Origin of the sequence: Corynebacterium coyleae (assembly GCF_030408635.1) — a bacterium.
GTDB lineage: Bacteria > Actinomycetota > Actinomycetes > Mycobacteriales > Mycobacteriaceae > Corynebacterium > Corynebacterium coyleae.
Map to the genome: position 1 here is coordinate 579,606 of NZ_CP047198.1, position 22,540 is coordinate 602,145.

Consider the following 22,540-nt stretch of genomic DNA (forward strand, 5'->3'; position numbering starts at 1 on the left):
TGAGTAACGCGTATGGGATGCCTGTTGTCGCCGTGCTTGGCGACGGCCAATTGGCACGAATGATGCAAACAGAAGCTATCGAGCTCGGCGTGGACACTCGCGTGCTCGCGTCGAGTAAGGACAAGTCGGCGGCGCAAGTCTTCGGCGATGTCCGCATCGGCGACTACACCAACCTTGAGGATCTGCGCGCGATTGTTGAGGGCGCGGACGCGGTCACGTTTGATCACGAGCATGTGCCGAACGAGTTCGCGCAGTTGCTTATTGACGACGGCGTCGCCGTCGAACCCCGCCCCGAAGCCCTCATCTACGCTCAGGACAAACTCGAGCAGCGCCGCCGCCTTGCAGAAGCCGGCCTGCCGGTGCCGCCGTTCGCAGCCATCACATCGGCTGCGGACGCGGAGGCGTTCTGGGACGAGACCGACGGTCAGGTCTGCCTGAAGGCGACGCGGGGTGGGTATGACGGGCATGGGGTGTGGTTCCCGTCGTCGAGAAGCGAGTGCGCGGAACTCGTCGAGGACCTGCTTGGCCGCGACCTGCCGCTGATGACGGAGAAGAAGGTTGCCTTCACCCGTGAGTTGTCCGCCATGGTGGCGCGCAACCGCTCCGGCGACGTGCGTGCGTGGCCGGTGGTGGAATCGCGCCAGGACGACGGTATTTGCCGCGTGGCCATCGCGCCCGCGCCGAACATGTCGGACGAGTTGGCTAAGCACTGCGAAGACCTCGCCGTGCGTGTCGCCGAAGGCTTGGGTGTGACCGGCGTGCTGGCGGTGGAACTGTTCGAGTTTGAGGGTCCGAACGGCCCGGAGGTGGCCGTCAACGAGTTGGCCATGCGCCCGCACAACACTGGCCACTGGACCCAGGACGGCTGCCTGACCTCCCAGTTTGAGCAGCACATCCGTGCGGTGTTGGACTGGCCGCTCGGTGCCGTGGACACGCTCGCGCCGGCGACTGTCATGGTGAACACCCTTGGCGGCGACGAGGACCCGGATACCCCGATGGCCGAGCGCGTCGTCGCGGTGATGCGCAAGTACCCGCAGGCCAAGGTGCACCTCTACGGCAAGGACCACCGACCGGGCCGCAAGATGGGCCACGTCAACGTGTGCGCCGACACCGTCGAGGAGGCACTCGCGATCGCCGAGGACGCCGCGCACTACATCATCCACGCAACCTGGAAGGACTAAGCAGATGGCACAGCCGCAAGTTGGCATCATCATGGGCTCGGACTCGGACTGGGACACCGTCGCCCCGGCCGCCGAGGTACTCGCCGAGTTTGGCATCCCGTTCGAGGTCGGCGTGGTCTCCGCCCACCGCACCCCGGACAAAATGCTCGCCTACGCCAAGGAAGCACACGCCCGTGACCTGCAGGTGATCATCGCCTGCGCGGGCGGTGCCGCACACCTGCCGGGCATGGTCGCCGCGGCCACGCCGCTGCCGGTCATCGGTATCCCGCGCGCGCTGGACACACTCGACGGCATGGATTCGCTGCTGTCCATCGTGCAGATGCCGGGTGGTGTTCCAGTGGCCACGGTCTCCATCGGTGGTGCGAAGAACGCCGGCCTGCTCGCCGCCCGCATCCTGGGTGCCGCCGACCCGGCCGTGCAGCGCAAGATGGTGGACTACCAGGCACGCATGGCAGCCGAGGTGGAACGCAAGGACGAGGCGCTGCGTCAGCGCCTGATGGGTGAGTAACCCAATCGTTGTGTTGGGCGCCCGGATTGTGGACGGGCGCCCTTCTCGCATGCTCGAGCACCGTCTGCACAAAGCGCTCGAGGTGTGGCGTGGGAATCCGGCGCCGATCGTGGTGTCCGGCGACGGGGAGGCCGACATCATGGCGGCCTGGCTTATTGCCCACGGTGTGCCTGCCGGGGCGGTGGTGCTCGAGCCGCATGCGCGGTCCACGAACGAAAACCTGGAGCGCTCCCGAGCGCTGTTCCCCGACGCGGCGTACCTCACCGTGGTGACCAGCGGTTTCCACGTCCCCCGTACCCGCGTGTGGGCGTGGCACCTGGGCATCCCAGTGCACATGGTTGCGGCGACGACGCCTGAAACGTCGCGGAAGAAGAACTACGCGCGCGAAGTGTTCGCCGTGCCGCACTCCATTGCTCGCGTTGCTTGGCGACGACTCGCCCGCCGCCTCTTCGGCCGCTGAGCCATGCAACACGTGCCGGGCGGCGTCGGCCAGCACGGCGGCGCCGGGACTAGCGGGGGAGGCCCGGCAGGTTGATGCCGAAGTGCGGGGCGGCGAAGTACAGGCCTGCTGCGCCGAGGGTGGCGATGATCGCAGCCGCACCGACCAGCAGCGCGACGAAGCGCCCTGCGTTATCCACTTCGTCCTGGGTGTACTCGGAGCTACCCGGGCCGGTGGCCATCTTCTTGTCTTTCGGAGTGGTGTTTGTGTTCTCGGTTTCGGTCTGAGCCGTGGTCTCAGCCTGGGCCGGGGCGACAGTTGCGGTGGCGAGGCTGACGGTCAGTGCGGGGGCGAGAGCCAGCGCACCAGCGCGGCGGATCAGCGTGCGGGACATGCCGGATTCCCTTCATCAATGCGGGTAGTGTCCGGCACAGCTTAGCCCAGGAGTGCAGGGGTAACAGTCATGACTACTGGATACGGCGCGTGACGTTCTCAGCGGCGGAGATCTCCTGGAGCCGTTCATCGGATACCGAACCCGTGACGACGACCACGGATCCACCAGCGGCCAGCGGTACCATCACCGACATCGTGAAGTCATCGGTGCCACGCCAATCTGGGGCGAGGTAGCGTTCGGCCTCAACGCCTGGCTGGGCGAAGGTGGACAGGTCTGGGCTGTTGCCGAAGTAGTCGTCGCCGTAGAAGCGCACGGTGGGGCCGAAGTCCACGGTGCCGGGCGGGATGGTGCCACCGGCTTCCTCGACGCCGCGGCCGAACGGGTCGTCGGAGACAAGGACGCACTCGGTGGCGTCGGTCCAGTTTTCGGCGCGTTCCGGGGTGGTGAAGACGATATCGGGGGCGGTGGGGTGGTCGTCGATTAGCGGAGCGCGCGAAGAGTTGAACGTGCCCACCGCAATCACCGCAGCCTGCCAGGAGACGGGCAGGTCGATGACGATGCTCGCGTCGAGGGGGAGGTCGAATTCCTCGTCGAGCATGTTGGCTACTTTGCTGGCCCAGTTGTCCAGCGTTTGGGCGGAGAAATCCATGCGTAATCCCCGCGCATCGTCGTAAATGGTGAAGCGCGGGGATGCGGGATCTGCGGCGAGAAGTGGGGCAAGCATGCTCATGCTCGCCCAGTGTAGGCACTACAGGAAGATGGCAGCGCCGGGGCCGAGTGGCAGGTCGAAGATGTACCAGATGAACAGCAGGGCAGCCCAGGACACCCAGAACGGAACCACGAACACGATCAGGCGCGACATCAGCGTGCCCAGACCCGCGTTGGGCTCGTATCGACGAAGCAACGTCAGGATCACGATGATGTACGGGTTCAGCGGGGTGATGATCTGGGTAGCGGAGTCGCCGACACGGAACGCAGCCTGCGTGAAGGCGGGCTCGAAGCCGATCAGGGCGAACATTGGGACGAACACGGCCGCCATCAGGGTCCACATCGCGGAGCCGGAAATAACCAACAGGTTCAGGCACGACGCCAGGATGATGAACGCGAGGATGGCCGCGAAGCCGGTGATGCCAGCCGCCTCGAGCATCTCTGCGCCCTTGACGGCGGAGAAGGTGCCGATGCCGGACCAGCTAAACAGGGAGATGAACTGGCCGAGGATGAACGCGAGAACGAGGAAGCCGAGCATGTCGCCCATCGCCTTGGTCATCATGTCCACGACGTCCTTGATGTTCTTTACTGTGCCGGCGACCTTGCCGTAGACGATGCCGAGGACCATGAAGTAGGTGAAGACGATGAACACGATCGACTGCAGCAGCGGGGATTTCGGCAGGAAGCCACCTTCTTCGTTGCGCCACGGGGAATCCGGGATGAGTACTGCGAACAGGATGATTGCCGTGACGATAAGCGTGGCGACGCCCGCCCACATCAGGCCGCGGCGTTCCGGCTTGGTCAGTTCGACGGAGATCTCGTTGCCGTCGGCGTCGCGGTTCATGCCGTCGTCGCCCTCGACCATCTCCTGGGGGACGTCGAGTTTGTGCATGCGGGGCTCGAGGATCCTGTCGATGATGAAGCCACACGCTAGGCCCAGGATGATGGAGGCGGCGATGTTGAAGTAGTAGTTGGACACCGGGTTGACCTCGGTGGCGTCCATGCTCGGCAGGGTTTCCATCACGGCGTTGGTGATGCCGGCGAACAGGGCGTCCAGCGACGTTGGCACCAGTGCGGTGGAGTAGCCAGCGCCGACGGCGGCGAAACCACCGAGCAGGCCTGCGACCGGGTGGCGGCCAGCGGCCTTGAACACCATCGCGGCCAGCGGCGGGATGACCACGAACGCGGCGTCCGCCATGATCGAGCCGGTCACGCCAATGATGCCAACCGCGTACGGCAGAACCGAGCGGTTAGCGGAGCCGAAGAGCTTGCGGATGAGCGCGGAGAGCATGCCGGAGCGCTCGGAAACGCCCACGGCGAGCATGATTGGCAGGACCGTGACCAGTGGCGGGAAGCCGAGGTAGTTCTGGCCGAGGGTAGTGGTGAACCAGGCCAGGCCTTCACCGGTGAAGAAGCCCTTGATCTTCACACTTTCGTCCTCGCCGGGCACTGCGACTTCGGCCCCGAAGTACGCCATCACGGTGGAGATCACCGCGGTGATGAGGAACAGGATGAGGAAGAGCGTGAACGGCTCCGGAAGTTTGTTGCCTACCGACTCGATGGTGCCGAGGAGGCGATCCATTGCGGTTTTCTTCTGTGGTGGGCTGCTGTCGGCAGAGCGCTCGAGCTCGGCGCTCTCTGTGGCTTTTCGCGTACTCATGCGTATATGTTGTACCAGTCACATTAATTCTGCGCTAGGGTTTTGTAGAAACGTAATCCGATCGACGGAGAGTGAGCGGACCGTGAGCGAAACGCATCCAAACCGCCCGACCAGTCCAACCCCACCGAACCCTGCCTTCCTGCAGCGCATGGACGCAGTGGTGCGAGATGAGATCGCCGCTGCGTCGCCGCAGTTCCCGATTGAGCCGGGCTATCCGGACCGTGACGCGGTGTGGGGGAAGGTTGAACGCAACGTCGAAGCCGTCCGGGCCGACCTGGAACACATCATGCGTGACCTGCACGCGAACCCGGAGGAGGCGTTTCAGGAATTCCACGCGCAGGCTGTGATTGCGAAGGTGCTTGAGGGGCAGGGGTTCGTCGTCAAGCAAGGGGCGCATGGCGTGGAAACAGCGCTGCGTGCGGAGTGGCAAAGCGACGATTTTGACCCGAGCACACATCCGACGGTGGCGGTGATGTCTGAGTACGACGCGCTGCCGGGTATTGGACATGCGTGCGGGCACAACGTGATCGCCGCGTCCGGGGTGGGTGGTTTCCTCGGTGCGGTAGGTTCGGGTTCGGGCCGCATCGTGTTTCTTGGCACCCCGGCGGAGGAGGGCCACACGGGCAAGGAGTACATGATCCGCGGAGGCATGCTCGACGGCGTGGATTGTGCGGTGATGATTCACCCGTTCTGCTACGACCTGGTGTCGCACGCGTGGACGGGGCGCCGCTCGCTTACCGCAACGTTTGCCGGCGTTGCTGCGCACGCGTCGATGCAGCCGTATATGGGGCGCAATGCGCTAGATGCTGCGACGCTTGCGTACCAAGCCATGGGGTTGTTGCGCCAGCAGATGCCGCCGTCGGATCGCCTACACGCAATCATCTCGGACGGCGGCGCGAGGGCATCGATCATTCCGGAGACGGCCACGCTGAGCCTCTACGTGCGTTCGCTCTACACCGAAACACTCATGGATTTGAGCAAGCGTATCGACGACATCCTTACCGGCGCCGCCCTCATGACCGGCACCGGCGTGGATGTGCAGTGGGATAACCACCCCATGTCGCTTCCTGTCCGCAACAACGAAACCTTGGCGGCGCGCTGGGGAGCGACCCAGCAGGCGCGGGGTAGGGAAGTGTTGCCGGGTGGGATCTTGCCGGACTCGCAGGCGGCGTCGACAGATTTTGGCAACGTCTCGCAGCTCGTTCCGGGAATCCACCCGCTGGTCAAGATCGCGCCGGAGGGCACGGCGCTACACACGACCAAGTTCGCCGATGCGGCGATCACCCCGGCCGCGATGGACGGTGTGATCGACTCCGCAGTGGGGCTCGGCCAGGTCATCGCTGACGTACTCAATGACCCGGTGCTGTTGCAGCGCGCTCGCGAGGAGTTCGAAGCGGCGGGCGGGGCGATCTCCGTGGAGGCGCTGCTAGATGAGGCCTAGATGACGCGTAACTGACGCCTGAATGGCGTGCTACAGGAAGATGACAGCACCCGGGCCGAGCGGCAGGTCGAAGGTGTACCAAATGAACAGCATTGCCATCCAGAAGATCCAGAACGGAACCGTGAACATGATCAGGCGCGACATGAGCGTGCCCACGCCAGCCTTCGGTTCGTAGCGGCGCAGCTGCGTCAGGATCACGATGATGTACGGGTTCAGCGGGGTGATGATCTGGGTGGCGGAATCGCCGACGCGGAACGCTGCCTGGATGAAGGCCGGGTCGAAACCGATCAGGGCGAACATGGGCACGAACACGGCTGCCATCAGGGTCCACAGTGCGGAGCCGGAGATGATCAGCAGGTTCAGGCACGACGCCAACACGGCGAACGCGAAGATAGCGGCGAAACCGGTGATGCCTGCGGACTCGAGCGCGTTGGCTCCCTTCACGGCGGTGAAGGTGCCGATGCCAGACCAGTTAAACAGGGCGATGAACTGGCCCAGAATGAACGCGAGGATGAGGAAGTTCACCATGTCCTTCATGGCGCCAGCCATCATGTCTGCGACATCGGGTACGCGTTTGATCGTGCCCGCAACCATGCCGAAGACCAGGCCCATGACTACGAAGTAGAGCACCACGATGAACACCGTGGACTGCATCAACGGCGAGTCTGGCAGGAAGTTGCCTTCCTCGTTGCGCCACGGCGAGTTCGGGATCAGTACGACGATCGTGCACACCACGGTCAGCAGCAGGGTGGCCCACAGAGTGGCGCGCAGGCCGCGGGACTCGGCGTCGGTGGGATCTGCGGAGATTTCCTTGCCGTCGCGGTCGCGGGTCATGCCGTCATCGCCAGCAACCATCTTGTTCGGTACACCGAGCTTGTTTAAGCGGGGCTCGAGGACCTTATCGATGATGAAGCCGGCCAGAAGTCCCAGCACGATTGCGGAGACAAGGTTGAACCAGTAGTTAGAGACCACGGTGACCTCAGGGGCGTCGAGGCTTGGTAGCGCCTCCATCACGGAATTCGTGATGCCAGCGAACAGCGCATCGAGCGAGCCCGGCAACAGCGACGTGGCGTACCCCGCGCCCACGGACGCGAAGCCACCGAGCAGACCCGCCACCGGGTGACGGCCAGCAGCCTGGAACACCATGGCAGCAAGTGGCGGGATGACGATGAACGCCGGGTCGGCGATCAGTGAACCGGACACACCAATCAGGCCCACCGCATACGGCAGCACCGAGGTATTCGCGGAAGAGAACAGCCGGCGGATCAGCGCCGACAACATGCCCGAGCGCTCCGCGATACCGACCGCCAAAATGATCGGCAGCACGTACACCAACGGCGGGAAGCCAACGTAGTTCTTGCCCAAGTTCACGGTGAACCAGGCAAGGCCTTCCCTGGTGAAGAAGCCCTTGATGGGGCGGACCTCGTCGTCGCCAGGCACCTGCACCTGCAGGCCCGCCCAGGCCATCACCGTGGAAATGACCGCTGTGATCAGGAAGAGCAACAGGAAGAGCGTGAACGGTTCCGGAAGTTTGTTACCTACCCGCTCAATAAAAGAGAGGAGCCGGTCTACGGCTCCTCTTGGTGTCTGATCTCGTTCGGTCCCATCGTCCGGTCCCGGGTCGGGAACCGTGCCTGATGTGGCCTCCTGAGGTGCTACCGAAGTGGAGCCCTGGGCGGCGTGGTGGACAGAATGATTCTTTGCAATGTTCATGCAAAGAGGTTTTACCTGTCGCCGATTCGAATTTCAGGCGATTGGGGGATATTAATTCACGCAGCGCGGGCTGTCCTCGCCAGCTGAGAGCTCAGGGGCAGGCTCGTTGGCACCGAAATCTTCACCTGGCGTGCCCACAGGAGCAACCTGTTCTGCCTCGTCAGCATCCATCGCGCCGGGCCCGTTGTAGTCGTCCGCGACGACGGCAATGACCGTGTTCGGCTCCACGCTGGCGTTGGCCACGACGGGCACTCCGCCGAGCAGCTGGGCCAGCTCCTGGGCGGCCGGGTCGTTCTCGTCTGCGGCTAGCACTTGGGTAGCTGTGTAGAGGCCTTCCATGGCGTTGGACACGCTTGTCACCGTCAGGCCGTCGCCGTTGAGTATCTCAGCAACACGCCCAGCCTGTCCGGGGACGCTGCCGGCGTTGAGCACGACTGCTTCGTAGCCGTTGAACGCCTCGCGTGGGGCGCTGGTGGCGGAGTCCGAACCGTCAGAACCCTCAGTGCCGTCCGTGTTGTCCTCCTCAGGCTTAATCGCTTCTGCCATGAACTTCTGCACCTGCGGTAGATCCACGGTGACGATGGACTCGCCATAGTCACCGACACCATTGACGGAGGTCACAGGGATGGTGGTGAAGGTGACGTTGCCACCAGCCAGGCCGGAAAGTTGCTGGGCCAAGCCCACAATGTCCCAACCCTTATCCAGTGTCACGGAGCGTTCCGCAGCGTTAGACAGTTCGCGCAGTTTCGCCGGGTTGGTCAGGGTGCCTGCGGAAAGCATCGACTGTACGAGCGAAGCCATGTAGGCCTGCTGGCGCACGATGCGGTCTAGGTCGCCGCGCGGCAGGTCGTGGCGTTGGCGCACAAACGACAGGGCTTGCGCACCGTCGAGGGTCTGCTCGCCGGCGGGGAACTTTGCGCCGGAAAGTGGCTCGTCCACGGGATTATTCAGGCACACTTTGACGCCGCCGACAGCGTCGGTGAGCAGCACGAAGCCAAGGAGACCGACCTGGGCGAAGTGGTCGACTTCGACACCGGTGAGGTCCGCGACGGCGTCGATCAGTCCCTCTTGTCCTGCGCGAGCAACCTGCTGTTCGAGCGCCGGGCCTTCGCTCATGCCGGATTCGATCAGTTCTTCGCGTTTTGCGGCAGCGTGTGCGCCGTAGACGCCATTGATTTTCAGGTTGCCGTAGTCGTCCGTATGCACATAGGTATCGCGTGGGATGGACACTGCGGTCGCGCGTGAGCCGTCCTCCGGGATGCGGATAACCATGATGGTGTCGGTGTTGATCTCACCGTCCGCGATACCGGCGTTCAGACGGGAAAGTTCCTGCTCACTTAAGGGGTTGCCCTGCGCGTCCGTGCGCGAATCGGAGCCCACCAGCAGGATGTCCATTGCGCCGTCCAGGGCGTTGCCGTCTTTGCCTTTGCTTTGCGACGACACCTTTAAGTCCGACGCGCTCAACTGCCCGCCAAGCCGCCCAACGGCGAAATACCCGACGCCCGACAGGGCGATCGCGGCGGCGGAGACAATGGCAAGGGTGGTTCGCAGTGCGGGGTGGCCAGATTGCGAAACATCCCGCACCCGGGACGGGGCAGGTTTGATATCGCGGGCTTGCCGCCTGGGCTCAGTCACGCCGGGAATTATACGACATTCCCCGGCTCGCCCTGTGCCGTGCGCCGGAATTGGAGGTCATGGTGGGTATGCTGTCCAACATTGTGAAAGACACAGAGCATCATCCTGACGCTCATCAGGCGCCACTCGCGGTGATCACCGTGACGTATTCGCCTGGGGAGCACTTGGCGCAGCTCATCGCCTCCTTGGAGAAGGCGACGACGCGCCCCGTTGTGCTGCTTTGCGCCGACAACGGCTCCAAGGACGGCGTGCCGCAGCAGGCCGCACGCGAGCACGAGCACGTGGAGTTTTTCCCCACTGGTGGAAACATCGGTTACGGAGCCGCGATTAATGCGGCTGCTCGGCAGTTGGGGGATCGTCGAAAAGCAGGTGCGGTGCGCGGCGACTACTTCCTTATTGTGAACCCCGACGTGGAGTTCACCCCGGGGAGCATCGACGAGTTGATCCACTGCGCCGACGACGCGCCGAAGGCTGGAGCTGCCGGGCCCAGGATTGAAGAGGCCGACGGCTCCGCATACCCCAGCGCGCGCGAGGTGCCCAGCCTGGCCATGGGGATCGGGCACGCGCTGCTGTACGACTACTGGCCGTCCAACCCGTTTTCCCGCGCGTACCAAGCCGGGGCGAATATGGAGGTGCAACGCACCGCAGGCTGGCTGTCCGGCGCGTGCCTCCTTGTGCGGTGGGATGCGTTCGACCAGATCGGCGGGTTCGACGAGCGCTACTTCATGTACCTGGAAGACATCGACTTCGGTGACCGTCTTACCCGTGCAGGCTGGGACAATTTGTACTGCCCGAGTTCCGTGATCTTGCACGATCAGGGCCATGTTGCGGACCGACACAGGGGAGTTACGGTGCCTGCGCACCACGCCTCGGCGTATCGGTTCCAGCGCGACCGCCATCCGCATGCGTGGCAAGCTCCCATCCGCTGGGCGTTGTGGCTCGGCCTCCGAGTGAGGGGTGCGCTGCAGTTGGGTAGGGCGAAACCTGCACGCAGGGCTGGCACCGGCCGTGGGGAAGTGAACTGACAACAAGATGAAGGATCTAGCAATGGCTCAGACAGCCTCCACCGAAATCACCGAGTCTGCTGAAATTGCAGAAATCACAGAAATGGATGCGGTGATTCTCGTCGGCGGGCGTGGCACACGCCTTCGTCCGCTGACTGTCTCTACACCCAAGCCGATGTTGCCGACGGCAGGTTTCCCGTTCTTGGCACATCTGCTTGCCCGCATCCGTGAGGCTGGCATGCGTCACGTGGTGCTGGGGACGTCCTATAAGGCAGAGGTGTTTGAGGAGTACTTCGGCGACGGCTCCGAGTTCGGTCTAGAGATCGAATACGTCGTGGAGGAAGAAGCGCTTGGCACCGGCGGTGGCATCCGCAACGTCTACGAGAAGCTCCGCTACGACAACGTGATGGTCTTCAACGGTGATGTGCTTTCTGGCGCGGACCTGTCGGCGATTGCGCACACGCACGTGGATAAGGATGCGGATGTCACACTGCACCTGGTGCGGGTGCCGGATCCGCGCGCGTTCGGCTCGGTGCCGACGGATGAGGACGGCAATGTGCTGGCCTTTTTGGAAAAGACCGAGGATCCGCCGACCGACCAGATCAACGCTGGCTGCTACGTGTTTAAGCGTTCGGTGATCGAGCAGATCCCGGCAGGACGTGTGGTTTCCGTAGAGCGCGAAACCTTCCCGGGCCTGCTTGAGCAGGGAGCGAAGGTCGTCGGCCATGTGGATTCGTCGTACTGGCGCGACATGGGCCGCCCGGACGATTTCGTCCAGGGCTCCTCGGATGTGGTGCGCGGCATTGCGTACTCGCCGCTGTTGAAAGGGCGTACGGGCGAATCTGTGGTGGATCCGTCTGCCGGTGTTGCGCACGGCGTGATTCTGATGGGCGGCACAACGGTTGGCCGTGGCTGTGAGATTGGGGCGGGCTCGCGTATCGACGACTCTGTGATCTTCGATGGCGTGACCATCGAGCCTGGCGCAATGGTGCGCAATTCCATCATTGCTGCCGGAGCCACGATTGGAGCGAATGCGCGCTTGGTTGATTGTGTGATCGGTGAAGGCGCCCAGATTGGTGCGCGCTGCGAGCTGCAGGGTGGCATGCGTGTGTGGCCGGGTGTTGTGATCCCAGATTCGGGAGTGCGTTTCTCCCCAGACGCGTAACCGACACGCCAACACGGCCAAATAGTCGCGCTTTTTAGTCCCGACACTACATGTAGTACCCCCGAAGTCCACCCCCATTGCAGCTATACTGTGACAGTTGTGACTGGTGTGAAAGTTGACGTGGGGAATGCCTGAAAAAGGCGCGCTCGGCTCACATTTTGGTTGCGACTATTTAGTGCCTCGGTGTGTAATCACAGAAGTGTTATTTCCGCATCCGCAACCAGCGGGTGCATCACTCTTCGAACGACCACCGAAAAGATCAACTAAGCAACAGGGAAGGTAATGGCGTGGAAAATCAAGCGGACGCCATCCTCCGCGGCGCTGCTGCGGGAGGGATGACCCTCGACGAGTTGTTTGGCGCTGTCGAGCAGGAGTGGCAGGACCAGGCGCTGTGTGCGCAGACTGACCCCGAGGCCTTCTTTCCTGAAAAAGGCGGCTCAACTCGTGAGGCCAAACGAATCTGCAAGGCATGCGCAGTGCGCGATGAGTGCCTCGAGTACGCACTCGAGCACGATGAGCGCTTCGGTATTTGGGGTGGGCTGTCCGATCGTGAGCGTCGCCGTCTGAAGAAGCAGATCGGCTAACAACTCCCGAGATCTACAGGGTGGATCTACCAGGGAAAATCGGGATTCACAGTGCGTGGATCCAAATTTAAATGGTTTGCTACCAGCGCGGTGAGCACCCACGTGAGCAACTCTGCACGCTCCTGGGTGGTCACCGCGCGGTGTTCTATCGGCATGCGAAACACGACAAAGCGCGCACGGGTGGGGTTGCCGTGCTGATCTACGCCTGCCTGGAGCACCCGTCCGAGAGGGACCGGGCCGTCGGCGATGATCTCGTCCGGCAAGATCGTCATATCTGCGTGCAGGCGCATGCGTGGGATCGTGTCCACCGCCAAATCCACGCTTGCCAGCTGCTCAAAGTACGCGTTGTGGAGCGGGGCGTAGGCTTCCATGACAAGTGCGTCGAATGCGTCGTTGCGCGAGCGATAGCGGGGCACCCCAACGGGCAGGAGCGGGCCACGGGCACCTCGCCCGTGGCGGTCGCGTGCGGCGCGGACGTGCGAGGGGCCGACGCCGGGCCTGGAAGGGGTTTGCATGACGGCAATCCTAAGGTGGAAACAGGCAGGTGTGGAGGGGGCGCGCCGCGCCGCAGTACAAAAACCTCAAGAAGGGGTTTAGACTGTCCGCCGTGAATGTCTTCCGTCGTTGTTGTCGCCCGGGTTGCGGCAGGCCCGCTGTGGCCACGCTGATTTACGCGTACGCGGACTCGACGGCAGTGATCGGTCCGCTCGCCCCGGTAGCAGATCCGCATGCGTGGGACTTGTGTGAGCGCCATTCCGCCCACATCACCGCGCCCGTTGGTTGGGAAATGGTCCGTGTAGAGCACGTCGAGTTAGAAGGCGATGAGGATGACGATCCGGAAGCCTCCGACATCACCGCCTTGGCTGAGGCCGTGCGTGAGGCGGGTCGACTGACCACTGGTTTGGTCGATTCTTCGCAGGACCCAATCGAGTACGAGGCCTCGCACGACTTCAACGACCCGGATACCTCGAACCACCCGGTGCATCGCACGAAGCGGGTGGAAGAGCAGATTGCTGCGCATAAGGCGGCGCGCCGTTCGCATTTGCGCATCGTGCCGGATCCTTCGGCTGAGCAGGAATAGCGAAACCACAGCAGCCGGGGAGGGGTCGTGTCGCGTGGCGCACTAAGATGGCCTGCATGGCTATCCAGCACACACGTGAGACTCTGAGCAGCGTTATTAAGGCCTACGACGTTCGAGGCGTTGTCGGCGAGCACATCGACGAGGACTTTGTCCGCACCGCCGGCGCTGCCTTCGCCCACATTCTGCGCGAGGAGGGTGAGACCCGTATCGCTGTCGGCCACGACATGCGTCCGTCGTCGCCGGCGCTGGCCGCGGCGTTCGCCGAGGGAGCTGCCTCCCAGGGGCTTAATGTCACCGACTTGGGGCTGACGTCGACTGACGAGCTCTACTTCGTTGCCGGCTCCCAGCGTTGCGCTGGTGCGATGTTTACCGCCTCGCACAATCCGGCTCAGTACAACGGCATCAAACTCTGCCGCGCGGGCGCGACCCCGGTGTCTACAGATACCGGTTTGTCGGAAATCGGCCGCATGATTCTTGAGGGCGTGCCGGAGTTTGAGGGGGAACGTGGTGTCGTCGAGAAGCAAGATGCGCTCGAGGCATACGCGAAGTATGTGCGTGATCTGGTGCCGGTGCCTACGCGGCGCAAGCTGGTCGTGGCAGTGGATGCCGCAAACGGCATGGCTGGGCTGACGGTTCCGGCGGCGTTGGGGGATATGGATATTCGCCCGCTGTACTTCGAGTTAGACGGAACTTTCCCGAACCATGAGGCGAACCCGCTCGACCCGAAGAATTTGGTTGACCTGCAGAAGTTCACTGTTGAGCAGGGTGCGGACATCGGGTTGGCGTTTGATGGGGATGCGGATCGTTGCTTTGTTGTCGACGAGCGGGGCGAGGCCGTCTCGCCCTCCGCCATCACTGCGCTGATTGCCACGCGCACCCTTGCGGAGAACCCCGGTGCGACGATCATCCACAACCTGATTACCTCGCGTGCAGTGCCGGAGATGATCGACGAATGTGGTGGCACCGCCGTACGCACCCGTGTGGGCCACTCTTACATCAAGGCCAAGATGGCCGAGCACAACGCGCTATTCGGCGGTGAGCACTCCGCGCACTACTACTTTGCTGAGTTCTTCAACGCGGACTCTGGCTTGGTCGCTGCGCTCCACGTTTTGGCGGCGCTGGCAGAGCAGGACAAGCCGCTGAGTGAACTGATGGCGCAATACGAGCGCTACGTCGCATCTGGTGAGATCAACTCGGAAGTTGCCGACCAGGAAGCGGCGACGAAGCGTGTGGTGGATGCGTTCGCGGATCGTGCGGAATCGGTAGACACCCTCGACGGTGTGACTGTGCAGTTGAAGGACTCCAAGGCGTGGTTCAACGTGCGTGCATCCAACACGGAGCCGCTGCTGCGTCTTAACGCGGAAGCGCCGACCCGGGAAGAGGTCGACGCGCTGGTCAACGAGATTCTTGGCCTGATTCGTTCCTAGGCACCGAATTCTTGTAACTCGAACGGGGAGCGTGGGACTGCTATTTTGGACGTTTGCGCTCACGCAGAACCAAAGGAGGCCACATGGAGCGATTGGATGGGGTACTGCGACCCTACCCATGGGGGTCGCGGACGCTGCTCGCACAGCTGAGGGGGACGCCCTCGCCGAGCGAGAAGCCCGAGGCCGAACTGTGGTTTGGTGCCCACCCTGCCGCCCCAGCGACCATTGACGGACGTGGCCTCGACGAGATCATCGCCGAGGACCCCCAGGCAGCATTGGGCGACCGCGTGATTGCCCATTATGGCGAGCAACTGCCGTTTTTGGTGAAGTTGCTCGCGGCGGATTCCCCGCTGAGTATCCAAGCGCACCCGTCGCGCGAGCAGGCCGTTGCTGGCTTCGAACGGGAAAACGCTGAGGGCATCAGCCTCAACAGCCCGCAGCGCAACTACAAGGACTCGAACCCGAAGCCGGAACTTATCGTCGCGTTGACTACGTTCCGTGCGATGGCGGGGTTCCGCCCTGTGGAGCAGATGACCGAGTTGTTCGAGGCGTTTTCCTCCCCAGCCTGGGACCGTTACGCAGCACTACTGCCAGCGGCCGGCGGTGCAGGGGACATGCGGGTGCTGTTTACTACCCTGGTGTCGTTGCCCAGGCCCGCACTGACGGAGGTGCTCGACGCCGTCGGACATAGTGCCCGCACGATCGCCGATGGAGGCACCGCAGCCCACCCTGCGTGGGTTGTGGAAGCAGCCGAGGTATTCCTTGAACTAGCGCAGCGTTACCCAGGCGACGCTGGTGCGTTTGCGGCTCTGCTGCTCAACATTGTCACCCTCAAGCCGGGTGAGGCGGCGTTCCTCGGCGCAGGTCAACTGCATGCCTACCTCAGCGGTCTCGGCGTGGAGGTCATGGAAAACTCCGACAACGTTCTGCGCGGTGGCCTGACCACCAAGCACGTAGATGTGCCAGAGCTCGTGCGTGTACTCGACTTTTCTTCGTTGGAATCGCCGCGCGCAGACACCGAGGAGGTGGCTGGTGGGAAGCGATTCGTGCTGCCGGTGGAGAGTTTCACCGTGAGCATGCACGAGCTTGATCAGGGCGAGTTGCGTATCGACGAAGACGGCCCCGCAATCGCACTCTGCACCGCGGGCACCGCCACGGACGGGACAATGTCAATCGCCGCTGGGGAGGCTGTGTGGATTCCCGCAAGCGATGGTGCGGTGACCCTGCGGCCTGCAACGGATGGGGAACCCACCCAGGTGTTTGTGGCTACCGTGTAACGCTTCGCGCGATCTGGTCAAGCGCCTCGCGGGGGCTAAAGCCCTCATCCGGCTGGGGGTATCCGGCCACGTCCTCCTTGCCCGGCACACGCGCCCGGGCAGTTGTGGGCGCAGATGCCTGCGACTGCAGTTGAGCCTCCAGCTGGTCTGCAGGAATCGCCTTGTTGTTTTCGGGGTGCTCATCGCGATCGTTCTCACGCGAGGTTGGCTCGGCGGGGGAGGAGCCGGGTGCGGGTTTGCCGTCCTTGATCTTCGGCTCGTTGTCCGCAGATGTGCCGGGGCCGCGCTCGGGCTCGGATGGTGCCGTGGGGATCCCGGAGGTGCCTGCCGAGTCGGTCTCAGTCGGCGTTTGTGCAGACGTGCCAGGCGTGTCCGGTGTGGACGGGTGCGACGCCTCAGGCGTTGGCTGCGGCCTGGACTCCGACGGGGACTCAGGCGTTGTCTCGGGGCGGTTCGGCCGTTCTTCGCTCGTTGTTCCAGACGGCCGGGTCGACTGTGAGGCCGACTGCGGCCCCGATCGCTGTGATTGCGGTGCCTGCTGGGCCGACTGGGCCGACTGGGCCGACTGCGCCGACTGGGCCGGTGGCGGCACAACGATGTTGGTCGGGCGGTACACCTTGGTCGGCTGCGCCGGATCCGCCTGGCCCACCACTGCGTGCGGTGGCAGGTATGGATCGTTCTGCGCCGCATAGTTCGGGTTGACGTGGTGCGTGCCACCCTGCATGCCGTGTTGTGCGCTGTAGTCCTGGTCTACCGGTGCATCGTTTCCGTCAGTGCGCCCATCTGCAGAGGTTTCTGTTGTCGACGAGTTGGTCGCTGTGCGGGAACTCGACGTGCTTGAGGTTGTCGAGTGCGCGCTGGTGGTGTCTGCTGCCTCGGCGGAAAAGCCTGCGTGGTCCGAAGGCCCGGTGGACGATGACGCCCATACGGTCCAACCGGTCAGGCCAGCAAGCCCGAGGCCTGCAGCAAAAAGAGCAGCGGTACGGCGGTTGGTCGGTTTCACGTCCCCGCTCCTTCCACGGTCGGCGCGCAGCCCTTACATCACGAATTGGTAACAGTATGGTGGTGTAGGAATGTTTATAGCACGTCGTACGGCGAAGGTGTACCCCCATAAGGTGCAAGTGCCGTATATAAAGACGTAATAGATACCGTGTTTGCAGCACTCGATACAGACGGAAGGAGCGTCACAGTGACGACCTGGGACGAGCAGATTTTCACCATTGACACCAATGCAGATTTCCTCGACGAGATCTCTGACCTGGATACCGACGAGATTGTGGAAGCAGTGCGTGACGCCGTGCTCCTCGCCGCAAATGGGGATTCCGCAAGCGAAGATGAGATCCTCAACGGCCAGGCTGCGGCGACGATCGCTGCAATTTGGTCGGGTGCACCTTTTTCTGCCGGTGATGTGGCAGAGGCGTACCCGTTCATCCGTCTGCGCCCGGACGAGATCGACGAGAAGCTCGTCGAGGCTGCTGCTGCGGTGCTGGAAGCAGTGGAGACCGAGGCGGACCTTGAGCAGTTCCTCGAGGCGCTGGCCTAACGGTTTGCGGCCATGATTATTGCGTTTGAAGGTATCGATGGCGCGGGCAAGAACACGCTTGTCACCGCGATCAAGAAGGAACTCAACGCCGACACGCTTGCGTTTCCGCGTTACGAGGACTCCATTCACGCCCAGCTCGCACAAGACGCGCTGCACGGGCGCATGGGGGATGTGACGGATTCCGCGTTTGCGATGGCGACACTGTTCGCACTTGACCGTCATGGGGCGAAGGCGCTTCTCGACGAGTACGTCGACGATCCGTCCCGCGTCCTCATCCTGGACCGCTACGTGGCCTCTAACGCCGCGTACACCACTGCGCGCACCGGTGACGATGCCGCCTTGCGCTGGGTGGAAGACCTGGAGTTTGGGCGTTTGGGGTTGCCGAGGCCGGACTTGCAGGTGCTCGTCGATACGAGCCCTGAGCTTGCGCGGGAACGCGCAGCGAAGCGCGAGACGCAGGACGCAACGCGTGCGCGCGATCGCTACGAACGCGATGGTGGCCTGCAGGCCGCAACGTATGCGATGTACGGACGGCTGGCGGAAATGTCGTGGGGTGGGCCGTGGGTACGCGGTTCGGATCCTGCGGTTATCATTCAGGCAATACGCGACCTGGCATAAGCCTCGTCATTTCAACCCCCATAAAAGCCCTGACAAAGGAGTACATGTGGCCCACAAGATCCTGGTCGTGGACGATGACCCGGCGATCAACGAGATGCTCACCATCGTGCTTGAGGCCGAGGGGTTTGAGACGAGTTCCGTCACCGATGGCGCTGAGGCCGTTGGCGCGTGGCGCAGCTTTGATCCGGATCTGATCCTGCTCGACCTGATGCTGCCAGGCGTCAACGGCATTGATATTTGCCGCGAGATCCGCAAGCAGTCCGCCGTGCCGATTGTCATGCTGACAGCGAAGACCGACACGGTGGACGTGGTGCTTGGACTGGAGTCTGGTGCGGACGACTACATCACCAAACCCTTCAAGCCGAAGGAACTGGTCGCCCGAATCCGCGCGCGTCTGCGTCGTACTGACGACGAGCCGGCGGAAATCTACGAGGTTGGCGATCTGACCATTGACGTTCCGCAGCACACCGTGACTCGCGGCGGCCAGGAAATTCAGCTGACCCCGCTCGAGTTTGACCTTTTGCTGGAGATGGCGCAGAAGCCGAATCAGGTGCACACCCGCGAGGAGCTGCTGGAGTCCGTGTGGGGCTACCGCAACGCTTCGGATACGCGCCTGGTTAACGTGCATGTCCAGCGTCTGCGCTCCAAGATTGAGCACGACCCGGAGAACCCGGAGATCATCCTCACCGTGCGTGGTGTGGGCTATAAGACCGGCAAGCCGGGGGTGTAGTCGCTGAATGCGCTCAAACGCGCACGCGAACGCGTAGCGCACGCATGGTCGACCTCGTTGCAGGTGAGGTTCGTGGGCACGGTACTCATCGTGTCCGCCATCGTGATGTCCGTGCTTGGGTTTGTGCTGGCGTCGGTGGTCACTAGCCGCATCACCGAGGCGAAGCTGGAAACCGCGAGTGTGGAGATCGAGCGCGCACGCGCCACCGTCGAATACCAGCTAGACAACAGCGGCAGTTCGGCCTCGCTGCAGGCGCGCTTGAACTCAGCCCGTGCAGGTTTGACCCAGCGCGCACAGGAAAACTCGGACACGTCGAGCTTTTACGAGCCGGTCCTGGTGGCGGAAAGCGGTGGCGGGGTGGTGACCTCGTCGCCGGAGTCGTACCAGATCCCAGAGCGCTTAGCGCAGTTCGTCAACGACGGAAATGTGGCCTACCAATTCGCCACTGTGGAACGGCCGGATGCGACGTTGTATGACGCGTTAATCGTCGGTACGCCAACGAATGCGGATATCCCGAATCTGCAGCTCTACCTGGTCATGAATATGGAGAGCGAAACCACCACCGTTGCACTGATGCGTGGCATTTTGGCTATCGCTGCGGTGATCGTCGTGGTGCTTTTGATGGGCATTGCGTGGCTTGCGTCGCAGCAGATTGTGGCGCCGGTGCGCTCGGCGTCGAGAACTGCCCAGCGTTTCGCGTCCGGTCACCTGCGCGAGCGCATGCCGGTCGATGGCGAAGACGAAATGGCAGTGCTGGCCATGTCCTTCAACAACATGGCGGACACGCTGTCTAAGCAGATCAACAACCTGGAGGAATACGGTGACCTTCAGCGCCAGTTCACCTCCGATGTCTCCCACGAGTTGCGCACGCCGCTGACTACGGTGCGTATGGCCGCAGACATGATCGCCGCGAACGAGGATTCGCTCGAACCGTCGACCAAGCGCGCTTCCCAGTTGATGATCAAGGAACTCGACCGCTTCGAGGCGCTGCTCAATGATTTGCTGGAAATTTCGCGTCACGACGCCGGCGTGGCCGAACTCTCCACCACCAGCATGGATGCTCGCGGGCCGGTGGAGTCTGCATGGCAGCAAACCCAGCACCTTGCCGACGAGTTGGATGTGGAAGTCGACTTTGACATCCCGGAGGAACCACAGACGATCGAGGGTGACCCACGGCGTATCGAGCGCATCGTGCGCAACCTGGTGGCCAACGCCATCGACCACTCGGAGGGCAACCCGGTGAAGGTTGTGATGCGTTCCAACGACGAGGCCGTGGCAATCACCGTCACCGACCGCGGTGTTGGGCTGAAGGAAGGCCAAGACGAGTTAGTGTTCAACCGCTTCTGGCGCGCGGACAAGTCCCGCAAGCGCCACTCGGGCGGCACCGGCCTGGGCCTGGCTATTGCGCGCGAGGATGCGCTATTGCACGGCGGCATCCTCGACGCCGCTGGCACGCACGGCGTGGGTTCCCAATTCCGCCTGGTGTTGCCGAGAGAAGTCGGGGCGAAAATCAACGTCGCCCCGTTGGACTTGGTCGCGCCGGGACAGAATGCTGCCGAGATCGAAGGGGCTCCTGTTGTCACCGAAGCGGTTGGAGTTACCGATGCTGACACCAGCGGGGGAGATGATCCGGCCACCGATAGTGGGGCCGGTGTAGTAGCGCTGGATCCGCAGCCTGAAGTCCAGGAGGAACATCGATGAGGACGAATAAAGCTGCATCGTTGGCGCTGTCGGCCGTGGCCACGTTGACTGCGATGTCCCTGCTGTCGGGGTGCGCAACGCTGCCAACCAACTCGGCACCTCACGTGCTGCGTCCGTTTACGCCGGCGGAGTCTCCGACGCCGGATGCTGGTCCCGCGGAGGATGAGGAGCCAGACTTGCTGCTGCGTGGGTTCTACGCAGCATCGGCGATTCCGGACAGCGACTACGAAATGGCGCGTGCTTACCTGACGGAGAGCGCTGCCCAGGCGTGGGATCCAAGCGGGCAGAAGCTGATCGTGGACAGCTTCGGCGTGACCACGCTGCCGGGGGCCTCGGCAGGGAAGCGTCGCTTTGCGGTTCACGGAAACGTAGTTGGTGCGGTGCACACCGGGGGATCGTTTGCTCCGGAGCGCGGCAAATACGAGGCAGAAATCGAGCTGGACATGATCGATGGGCAGTGGCGTATTTCGTCGCTACCCGCGGGTGTGGTTATGGAGCGAACTGAGCTGCGTAACCAGTATCAGCCGTATAACCTGTACTTCTTTGATGCCGACGACCGTGAGTTGGTCACCGACCGCCGTTGGGTTCACTCGCGTCGCGAGGCCCTGGCGGGTGACTTAATCGGGTTGCTTATGGAGGGCCCTGCGGAGCGTTTGCGTCCAGCGTTGCCCAATGCGTTGCCGTCGAAAGTGGCCTATACGGGGTTCAAAGATGGCGCGTTTACCTTTACTGGTTTCAGCGAAGTCGACGCCGCACGCCGCACGCAGTTTGCTGCCCAAGTGGTGTGGACCCTTGCCACCGCCGGCATCACAGGTCCGTATCGTTTGGAAGCCGACGGCAGCCCCCTTATCGAAGGCGCTGACGCACTTGGTACCGACGACTTTGCGGATGAGAGCCCACTGGTGGAAACCGCGGGGGAAAGCACGCTCTACGCGCTCGTCGATGGGCGCATTTTGCGTGTCGACGGCCGCACCACCCAGGCCGTCGACGGCAGCCTCGGCAGCTCTGGCCAGATCACTTCAGCCGACCTGGCCAAGGGTGGCCAATGGGCTGCTGTCTTCGGCAAACCAGACGATGACAAGGACGATGTGCTTCGCGTGGGCAAATTCGGTGCCCGCGAGGAAGAGGTTATGCGGGCGCGTACATTCACACGCCCGAGCTTCGAAGCGAACGCGGCGGCGGTGTGGTCGGTTGCAGACGGCAAGCGGATCCTGCGCACAGTCCAATCCGCAGCCAGTGGCGAATTGTCCACCGGCGAGGTGCACGTCGACCTGCCAGAAGGCGTGGACGGCAACATTTCTGTGCTGCGCCTGTCGCGCAGTGGCACCCGCGTGGTCATGGTGATCGACGGAAAGCTCTACACGGGCATTGTCCAGCGTGGCGCTTCCGGCGAACGCTCTATTGTCAACGTGCTCGAGTATGCCCAGGAGCTCGGTGGCAGTGTCGTATCCGCCGAGTGGCGTGCGGACGGTTCGCTCATCGTCGGTACCTCCGCCCCGTCGCCAGTGCTGCGTGTGGAGCAGGACGGCTCGTCTATGACCGCGCTGTCGGCGGGCAATATTTCGGCTCCGGTGGTGGCAGTGGCGGCGTCGCCAAGCATGCTCTACGTCACTGACGTCAATGCTGTATTGCAAGTGCCGGCCTCAGGTGCGGATAACCCCATCTGGCGTGAGGTGCCAGGTCTGGAAGGTATGCGCGCGCTACCGATCATCGCGCGGTAGGAGAGTCAGG

General features: G+C 63.0%; 22 protein-coding genes. 15 read left to right on the forward strand and 7 right to left on the reverse strand.

The features are described 5' to 3' along the window. Nucleotides 1–17 precede the first annotated feature (17 nt). Genes CCOY_RS02815 through CCOY_RS02825 form a run of 3 tightly spaced genes read left to right on the forward strand, consistent with a single transcriptional unit; the run spans nt 18 to nt 2,149 of the window. Nucleotides 18–1,181, forward strand: a complete 1,164-nt coding sequence (locus CCOY_RS02815; RefSeq protein WP_092101576.1) for a 5-(carboxyamino)imidazole ribonucleotide synthase — start codon at nt 18–20, stop codon at nt 1,179–1,181. A gap of 4 nt (nt 1,182–1,185) precedes the next feature. Beyond that, entirely contained in the window at nt 1,186–1,689 is a 504-nt protein-coding gene (purE, locus tag CCOY_RS02820; RefSeq protein ID WP_070422842.1) for a 5-(carboxyamino)imidazole ribonucleotide mutase, read from the forward strand. After that, a complete protein-coding gene (locus CCOY_RS02825) occupies nt 1,682–2,149 on the forward strand; it encodes a YdcF family protein (RefSeq protein ID WP_092101580.1) in 468 nt (155 codons plus the stop codon). The genes purE and CCOY_RS02825 overlap by 8 nt, the downstream gene beginning before the upstream one ends. 49 nt (nt 2,150–2,198) lie before the next feature. Here the strand turns inward: CCOY_RS02825 and CCOY_RS02830 are convergent, their stop codons facing one another. The 3 genes from CCOY_RS02830 to CCOY_RS02840 form a co-directional block, all read right to left on the reverse strand. Beyond that, nucleotides 2,199–2,522, reverse strand: a complete 324-nt coding sequence (locus CCOY_RS02830; RefSeq protein ID WP_070482363.1) for a hypothetical protein — start codon at nt 2,520–2,522, stop codon at nt 2,199–2,201. 73 nt (nt 2,523–2,595) lie between these two features. Continuing rightward, on the reverse strand, nt 2,596–3,252 hold the full coding sequence (locus tag CCOY_RS02835; RefSeq protein ID WP_070449546.1) for a TIGR03089 family protein: 657 nt from the start codon (nt 3,250–3,252) through the stop codon (nt 2,596–2,598). Nucleotides 3,253–3,270: 18 nt separating this feature from the next. Next, nucleotides 3,271–4,812, reverse strand: coding sequence for an AbgT family transporter (locus CCOY_RS02840; RefSeq protein ID WP_083322953.1), 1,542 nt, complete (start codon nt 4,810–4,812; stop codon nt 3,271–3,273). Between the two features lie 226 nt (nt 4,813–5,038). On the opposite strand from CCOY_RS02840, the gene CCOY_RS02845 reads away from it, so the two are divergent. Next, nucleotides 5,039–6,331, forward strand: coding sequence for a M20 family metallopeptidase (locus CCOY_RS02845; protein ID WP_092102972.1), 1,293 nt, complete (start codon nt 5,039–5,041; stop codon nt 6,329–6,331). A 30-nt stretch (nt 6,332–6,361) separates the two neighbouring features. On the opposite strand, the gene CCOY_RS02850 is transcribed toward CCOY_RS02845, so the two are convergent. Then, entirely contained in the window at nt 6,362–8,044 is a 1,683-nt protein-coding gene (locus CCOY_RS02850; RefSeq protein WP_092101586.1) for an AbgT family transporter, read from the reverse strand. 51 nt (nt 8,045–8,095) lie between these two features. Beyond that, complete coding sequence (locus CCOY_RS02855) at nt 8,096–9,679, reverse strand: LCP family protein (protein ID WP_092101589.1); 1,584 nt, start codon at nt 9,677–9,679, stop codon at nt 8,096–8,098. Nucleotides 9,680–9,747: 68 nt separating this feature from the next. On the opposite strand from CCOY_RS02855, the gene CCOY_RS02860 reads away from it, so the two are divergent. From CCOY_RS02860 to CCOY_RS02870, 3 genes are all read left to right on the forward strand, one after another. Beyond that, entirely contained in the window at nt 9,748–10,704 is a 957-nt protein-coding gene (locus CCOY_RS02860) for a glycosyltransferase family 2 protein (RefSeq protein ID WP_070422891.1), read from the forward strand. 82 nt (nt 10,705–10,786) lie between these two features. Then, nucleotides 10,787–11,848 carry a mannose-1-phosphate guanylyltransferase gene (gene manB / locus CCOY_RS02865; RefSeq protein WP_070422892.1) on the forward strand — a complete coding sequence of 354 codons (1,062 nt, stop codon included), beginning with the start codon at nt 10,787–10,789 and terminating at the stop codon, nt 11,846–11,848. 335 nt (nt 11,849–12,183) lie between these two features. Next, on the forward strand, nt 12,184–12,432 hold the full coding sequence (locus tag CCOY_RS02870) for a WhiB family transcriptional regulator (RefSeq protein ID WP_171194374.1): 249 nt from the start codon (nt 12,184–12,186) through the stop codon (nt 12,430–12,432). Nucleotides 12,433–12,458: 26 nt separating this feature from the next. On the opposite strand, the gene CCOY_RS02875 is transcribed toward CCOY_RS02870, so the two are convergent. Then, the gene (locus CCOY_RS02875; protein ID WP_092101592.1) at nt 12,459–12,947 is read right to left on the reverse strand and encodes a metallopeptidase family protein; all 489 of its coding nucleotides are present in this window, start codon (nt 12,945–12,947) and stop codon (nt 12,459–12,461) included. A 92-nt stretch (nt 12,948–13,039) separates the two neighbouring features. On the opposite strand from CCOY_RS02875, the gene CCOY_RS02880 reads away from it, so the two are divergent. The 3 genes from CCOY_RS02880 to manA all read left to right on the forward strand — a co-directional run bounded on the left by CCOY_RS02880 (nt 13,040) and on the right by manA (nt 16,217). Beyond that, nucleotides 13,040–13,513 (forward strand): DUF3499 domain-containing protein, encoded by a 474-nt coding sequence (locus tag CCOY_RS02880; protein WP_083279486.1) that lies wholly within the window; start codon nt 13,040–13,042, stop codon nt 13,511–13,513. A 56-nt stretch (nt 13,514–13,569) separates the two neighbouring features. Beyond that, entirely contained in the window at nt 13,570–14,940 is a 1,371-nt protein-coding gene (locus tag CCOY_RS02885; RefSeq protein WP_092101594.1) for a phosphomannomutase/phosphoglucomutase, read from the forward strand. 83 nt (nt 14,941–15,023) lie between these two features. Further along, nucleotides 15,024–16,217, forward strand: a complete 1,194-nt coding sequence (gene manA, locus CCOY_RS02890) for a mannose-6-phosphate isomerase, class I (RefSeq protein ID WP_092101597.1) — start codon at nt 15,024–15,026, stop codon at nt 16,215–16,217. On the opposite strand, the gene CCOY_RS02895 is transcribed toward manA, so the two are convergent. Continuing rightward, nucleotides 16,207–17,220, reverse strand: a complete 1,014-nt coding sequence (locus CCOY_RS02895; RefSeq protein ID WP_092101599.1) for a hypothetical protein — start codon at nt 17,218–17,220, stop codon at nt 16,207–16,209. The genes manA and CCOY_RS02895 overlap by 11 nt on opposite strands. Before the next feature lie 186 nt (nt 17,221–17,406). Here CCOY_RS02895 and CCOY_RS02900 point away from each other — a divergent pair, with 186 nt between their 5' ends. The 5 genes from CCOY_RS02900 to lpqB all read left to right on the forward strand — a co-directional run bounded on the left by CCOY_RS02900 (nt 17,407) and on the right by lpqB (nt 22,530). After that, nucleotides 17,407–17,760, forward strand: a complete 354-nt coding sequence (locus CCOY_RS02900; protein WP_070422853.1) for a DUF4259 domain-containing protein — start codon at nt 17,407–17,409, stop codon at nt 17,758–17,760. Between the two features lie 12 nt (nt 17,761–17,772). Continuing rightward, nucleotides 17,773–18,378, forward strand: a complete 606-nt coding sequence (locus CCOY_RS02905) for a dTMP kinase (RefSeq protein WP_070422854.1) — start codon at nt 17,773–17,775, stop codon at nt 18,376–18,378. Between the two features lie 46 nt (nt 18,379–18,424). Continuing rightward, nucleotides 18,425–19,108, forward strand: a complete 684-nt coding sequence (gene mtrA, locus CCOY_RS02910; protein WP_083279481.1) for an MtrAB system response regulator MtrA — start codon at nt 18,425–18,427, stop codon at nt 19,106–19,108. A 105-nt stretch (nt 19,109–19,213) separates the two neighbouring features. Then, complete coding sequence (gene mtrB / locus CCOY_RS02915) at nt 19,214–20,809, forward strand: MtrAB system histidine kinase MtrB (protein ID WP_092102975.1); 1,596 nt, start codon at nt 19,214–19,216, stop codon at nt 20,807–20,809. After that, entirely contained in the window at nt 20,806–22,530 is a 1,725-nt protein-coding gene (gene lpqB / locus CCOY_RS02920) for an MtrAB system accessory lipoprotein LpqB (RefSeq protein ID WP_092101602.1), read from the forward strand. The genes mtrB and lpqB overlap by 4 nt, the downstream gene beginning before the upstream one ends. Nucleotides 22,531–22,540 lie beyond the last annotated feature (10 nt).

Bases quoted from the DNA above. Each gene is read 5' to 3' on its own strand.
- CCOY_RS02815 (WP_092101576.1), top strand. From the start codon at position 18: ATGCCTGTTGTCGCCGTGCTTGGCGACGGCCAATTGGCACGAATGATG.
- purE (WP_070422842.1), top strand. From the start codon at position 1,186: ATGGCACAGCCGCAAGTTGGCATCATCATGGGCTCGGACTCGGACTGG.
- CCOY_RS02830 (WP_070482363.1), bottom strand. From the start codon at position 2,522: ATGTCCCGCACGCTGATCCGCCGCGCTGGTGCGCTGGCTCTCGCCCCC.
- CCOY_RS02835 (WP_070449546.1), bottom strand. From the start codon at position 3,252: ATGAGCATGCTTGCCCCACTTCTCGCCGCAGATCCCGCATCCCCGCGC.
- CCOY_RS02840 (WP_083322953.1), bottom strand. From the start codon at position 4,812: ATGGATCGCCTCCTCGGCACCATCGAGTCGGTAGGCAACAAACTTCCG.
- CCOY_RS02845 (WP_092102972.1), top strand. From the start codon at position 5,039: ATGGACGCAGTGGTGCGAGATGAGATCGCCGCTGCGTCGCCGCAGTTC.
- CCOY_RS02850 (WP_092101586.1), bottom strand. From the start codon at position 8,044: ATGAACATTGCAAAGAATCATTCTGTCCACCACGCCGCCCAGGGCTCC.
- CCOY_RS02860 (WP_070422891.1), top strand. From the start codon at position 9,748: ATGCTGTCCAACATTGTGAAAGACACAGAGCATCATCCTGACGCTCAT.
- manB (WP_070422892.1), top strand. From the start codon at position 10,787: ATGGATGCGGTGATTCTCGTCGGCGGGCGTGGCACACGCCTTCGTCCG.
- CCOY_RS02870 (WP_171194374.1), top strand. From the start codon at position 12,184: ATGACCCTCGACGAGTTGTTTGGCGCTGTCGAGCAGGAGTGGCAGGAC.
- CCOY_RS02875 (WP_092101592.1), bottom strand. From the start codon at position 12,947: ATGCAAACCCCTTCCAGGCCCGGCGTCGGCCCCTCGCACGTCCGCGCC.
- CCOY_RS02885 (WP_092101594.1), top strand. From the start codon at position 13,570: ATGGCTATCCAGCACACACGTGAGACTCTGAGCAGCGTTATTAAGGCC.
- manA (WP_092101597.1), top strand. From the start codon at position 15,024: ATGGAGCGATTGGATGGGGTACTGCGACCCTACCCATGGGGGTCGCGG.
- CCOY_RS02905 (WP_070422854.1), top strand. From the start codon at position 17,773: ATGATTATTGCGTTTGAAGGTATCGATGGCGCGGGCAAGAACACGCTT.
- mtrB (WP_092102975.1), top strand. From the start codon at position 19,214: ATGTCCGTGCTTGGGTTTGTGCTGGCGTCGGTGGTCACTAGCCGCATC.
- lpqB (WP_092101602.1), top strand. From the start codon at position 20,806: ATGAGGACGAATAAAGCTGCATCGTTGGCGCTGTCGGCCGTGGCCACG.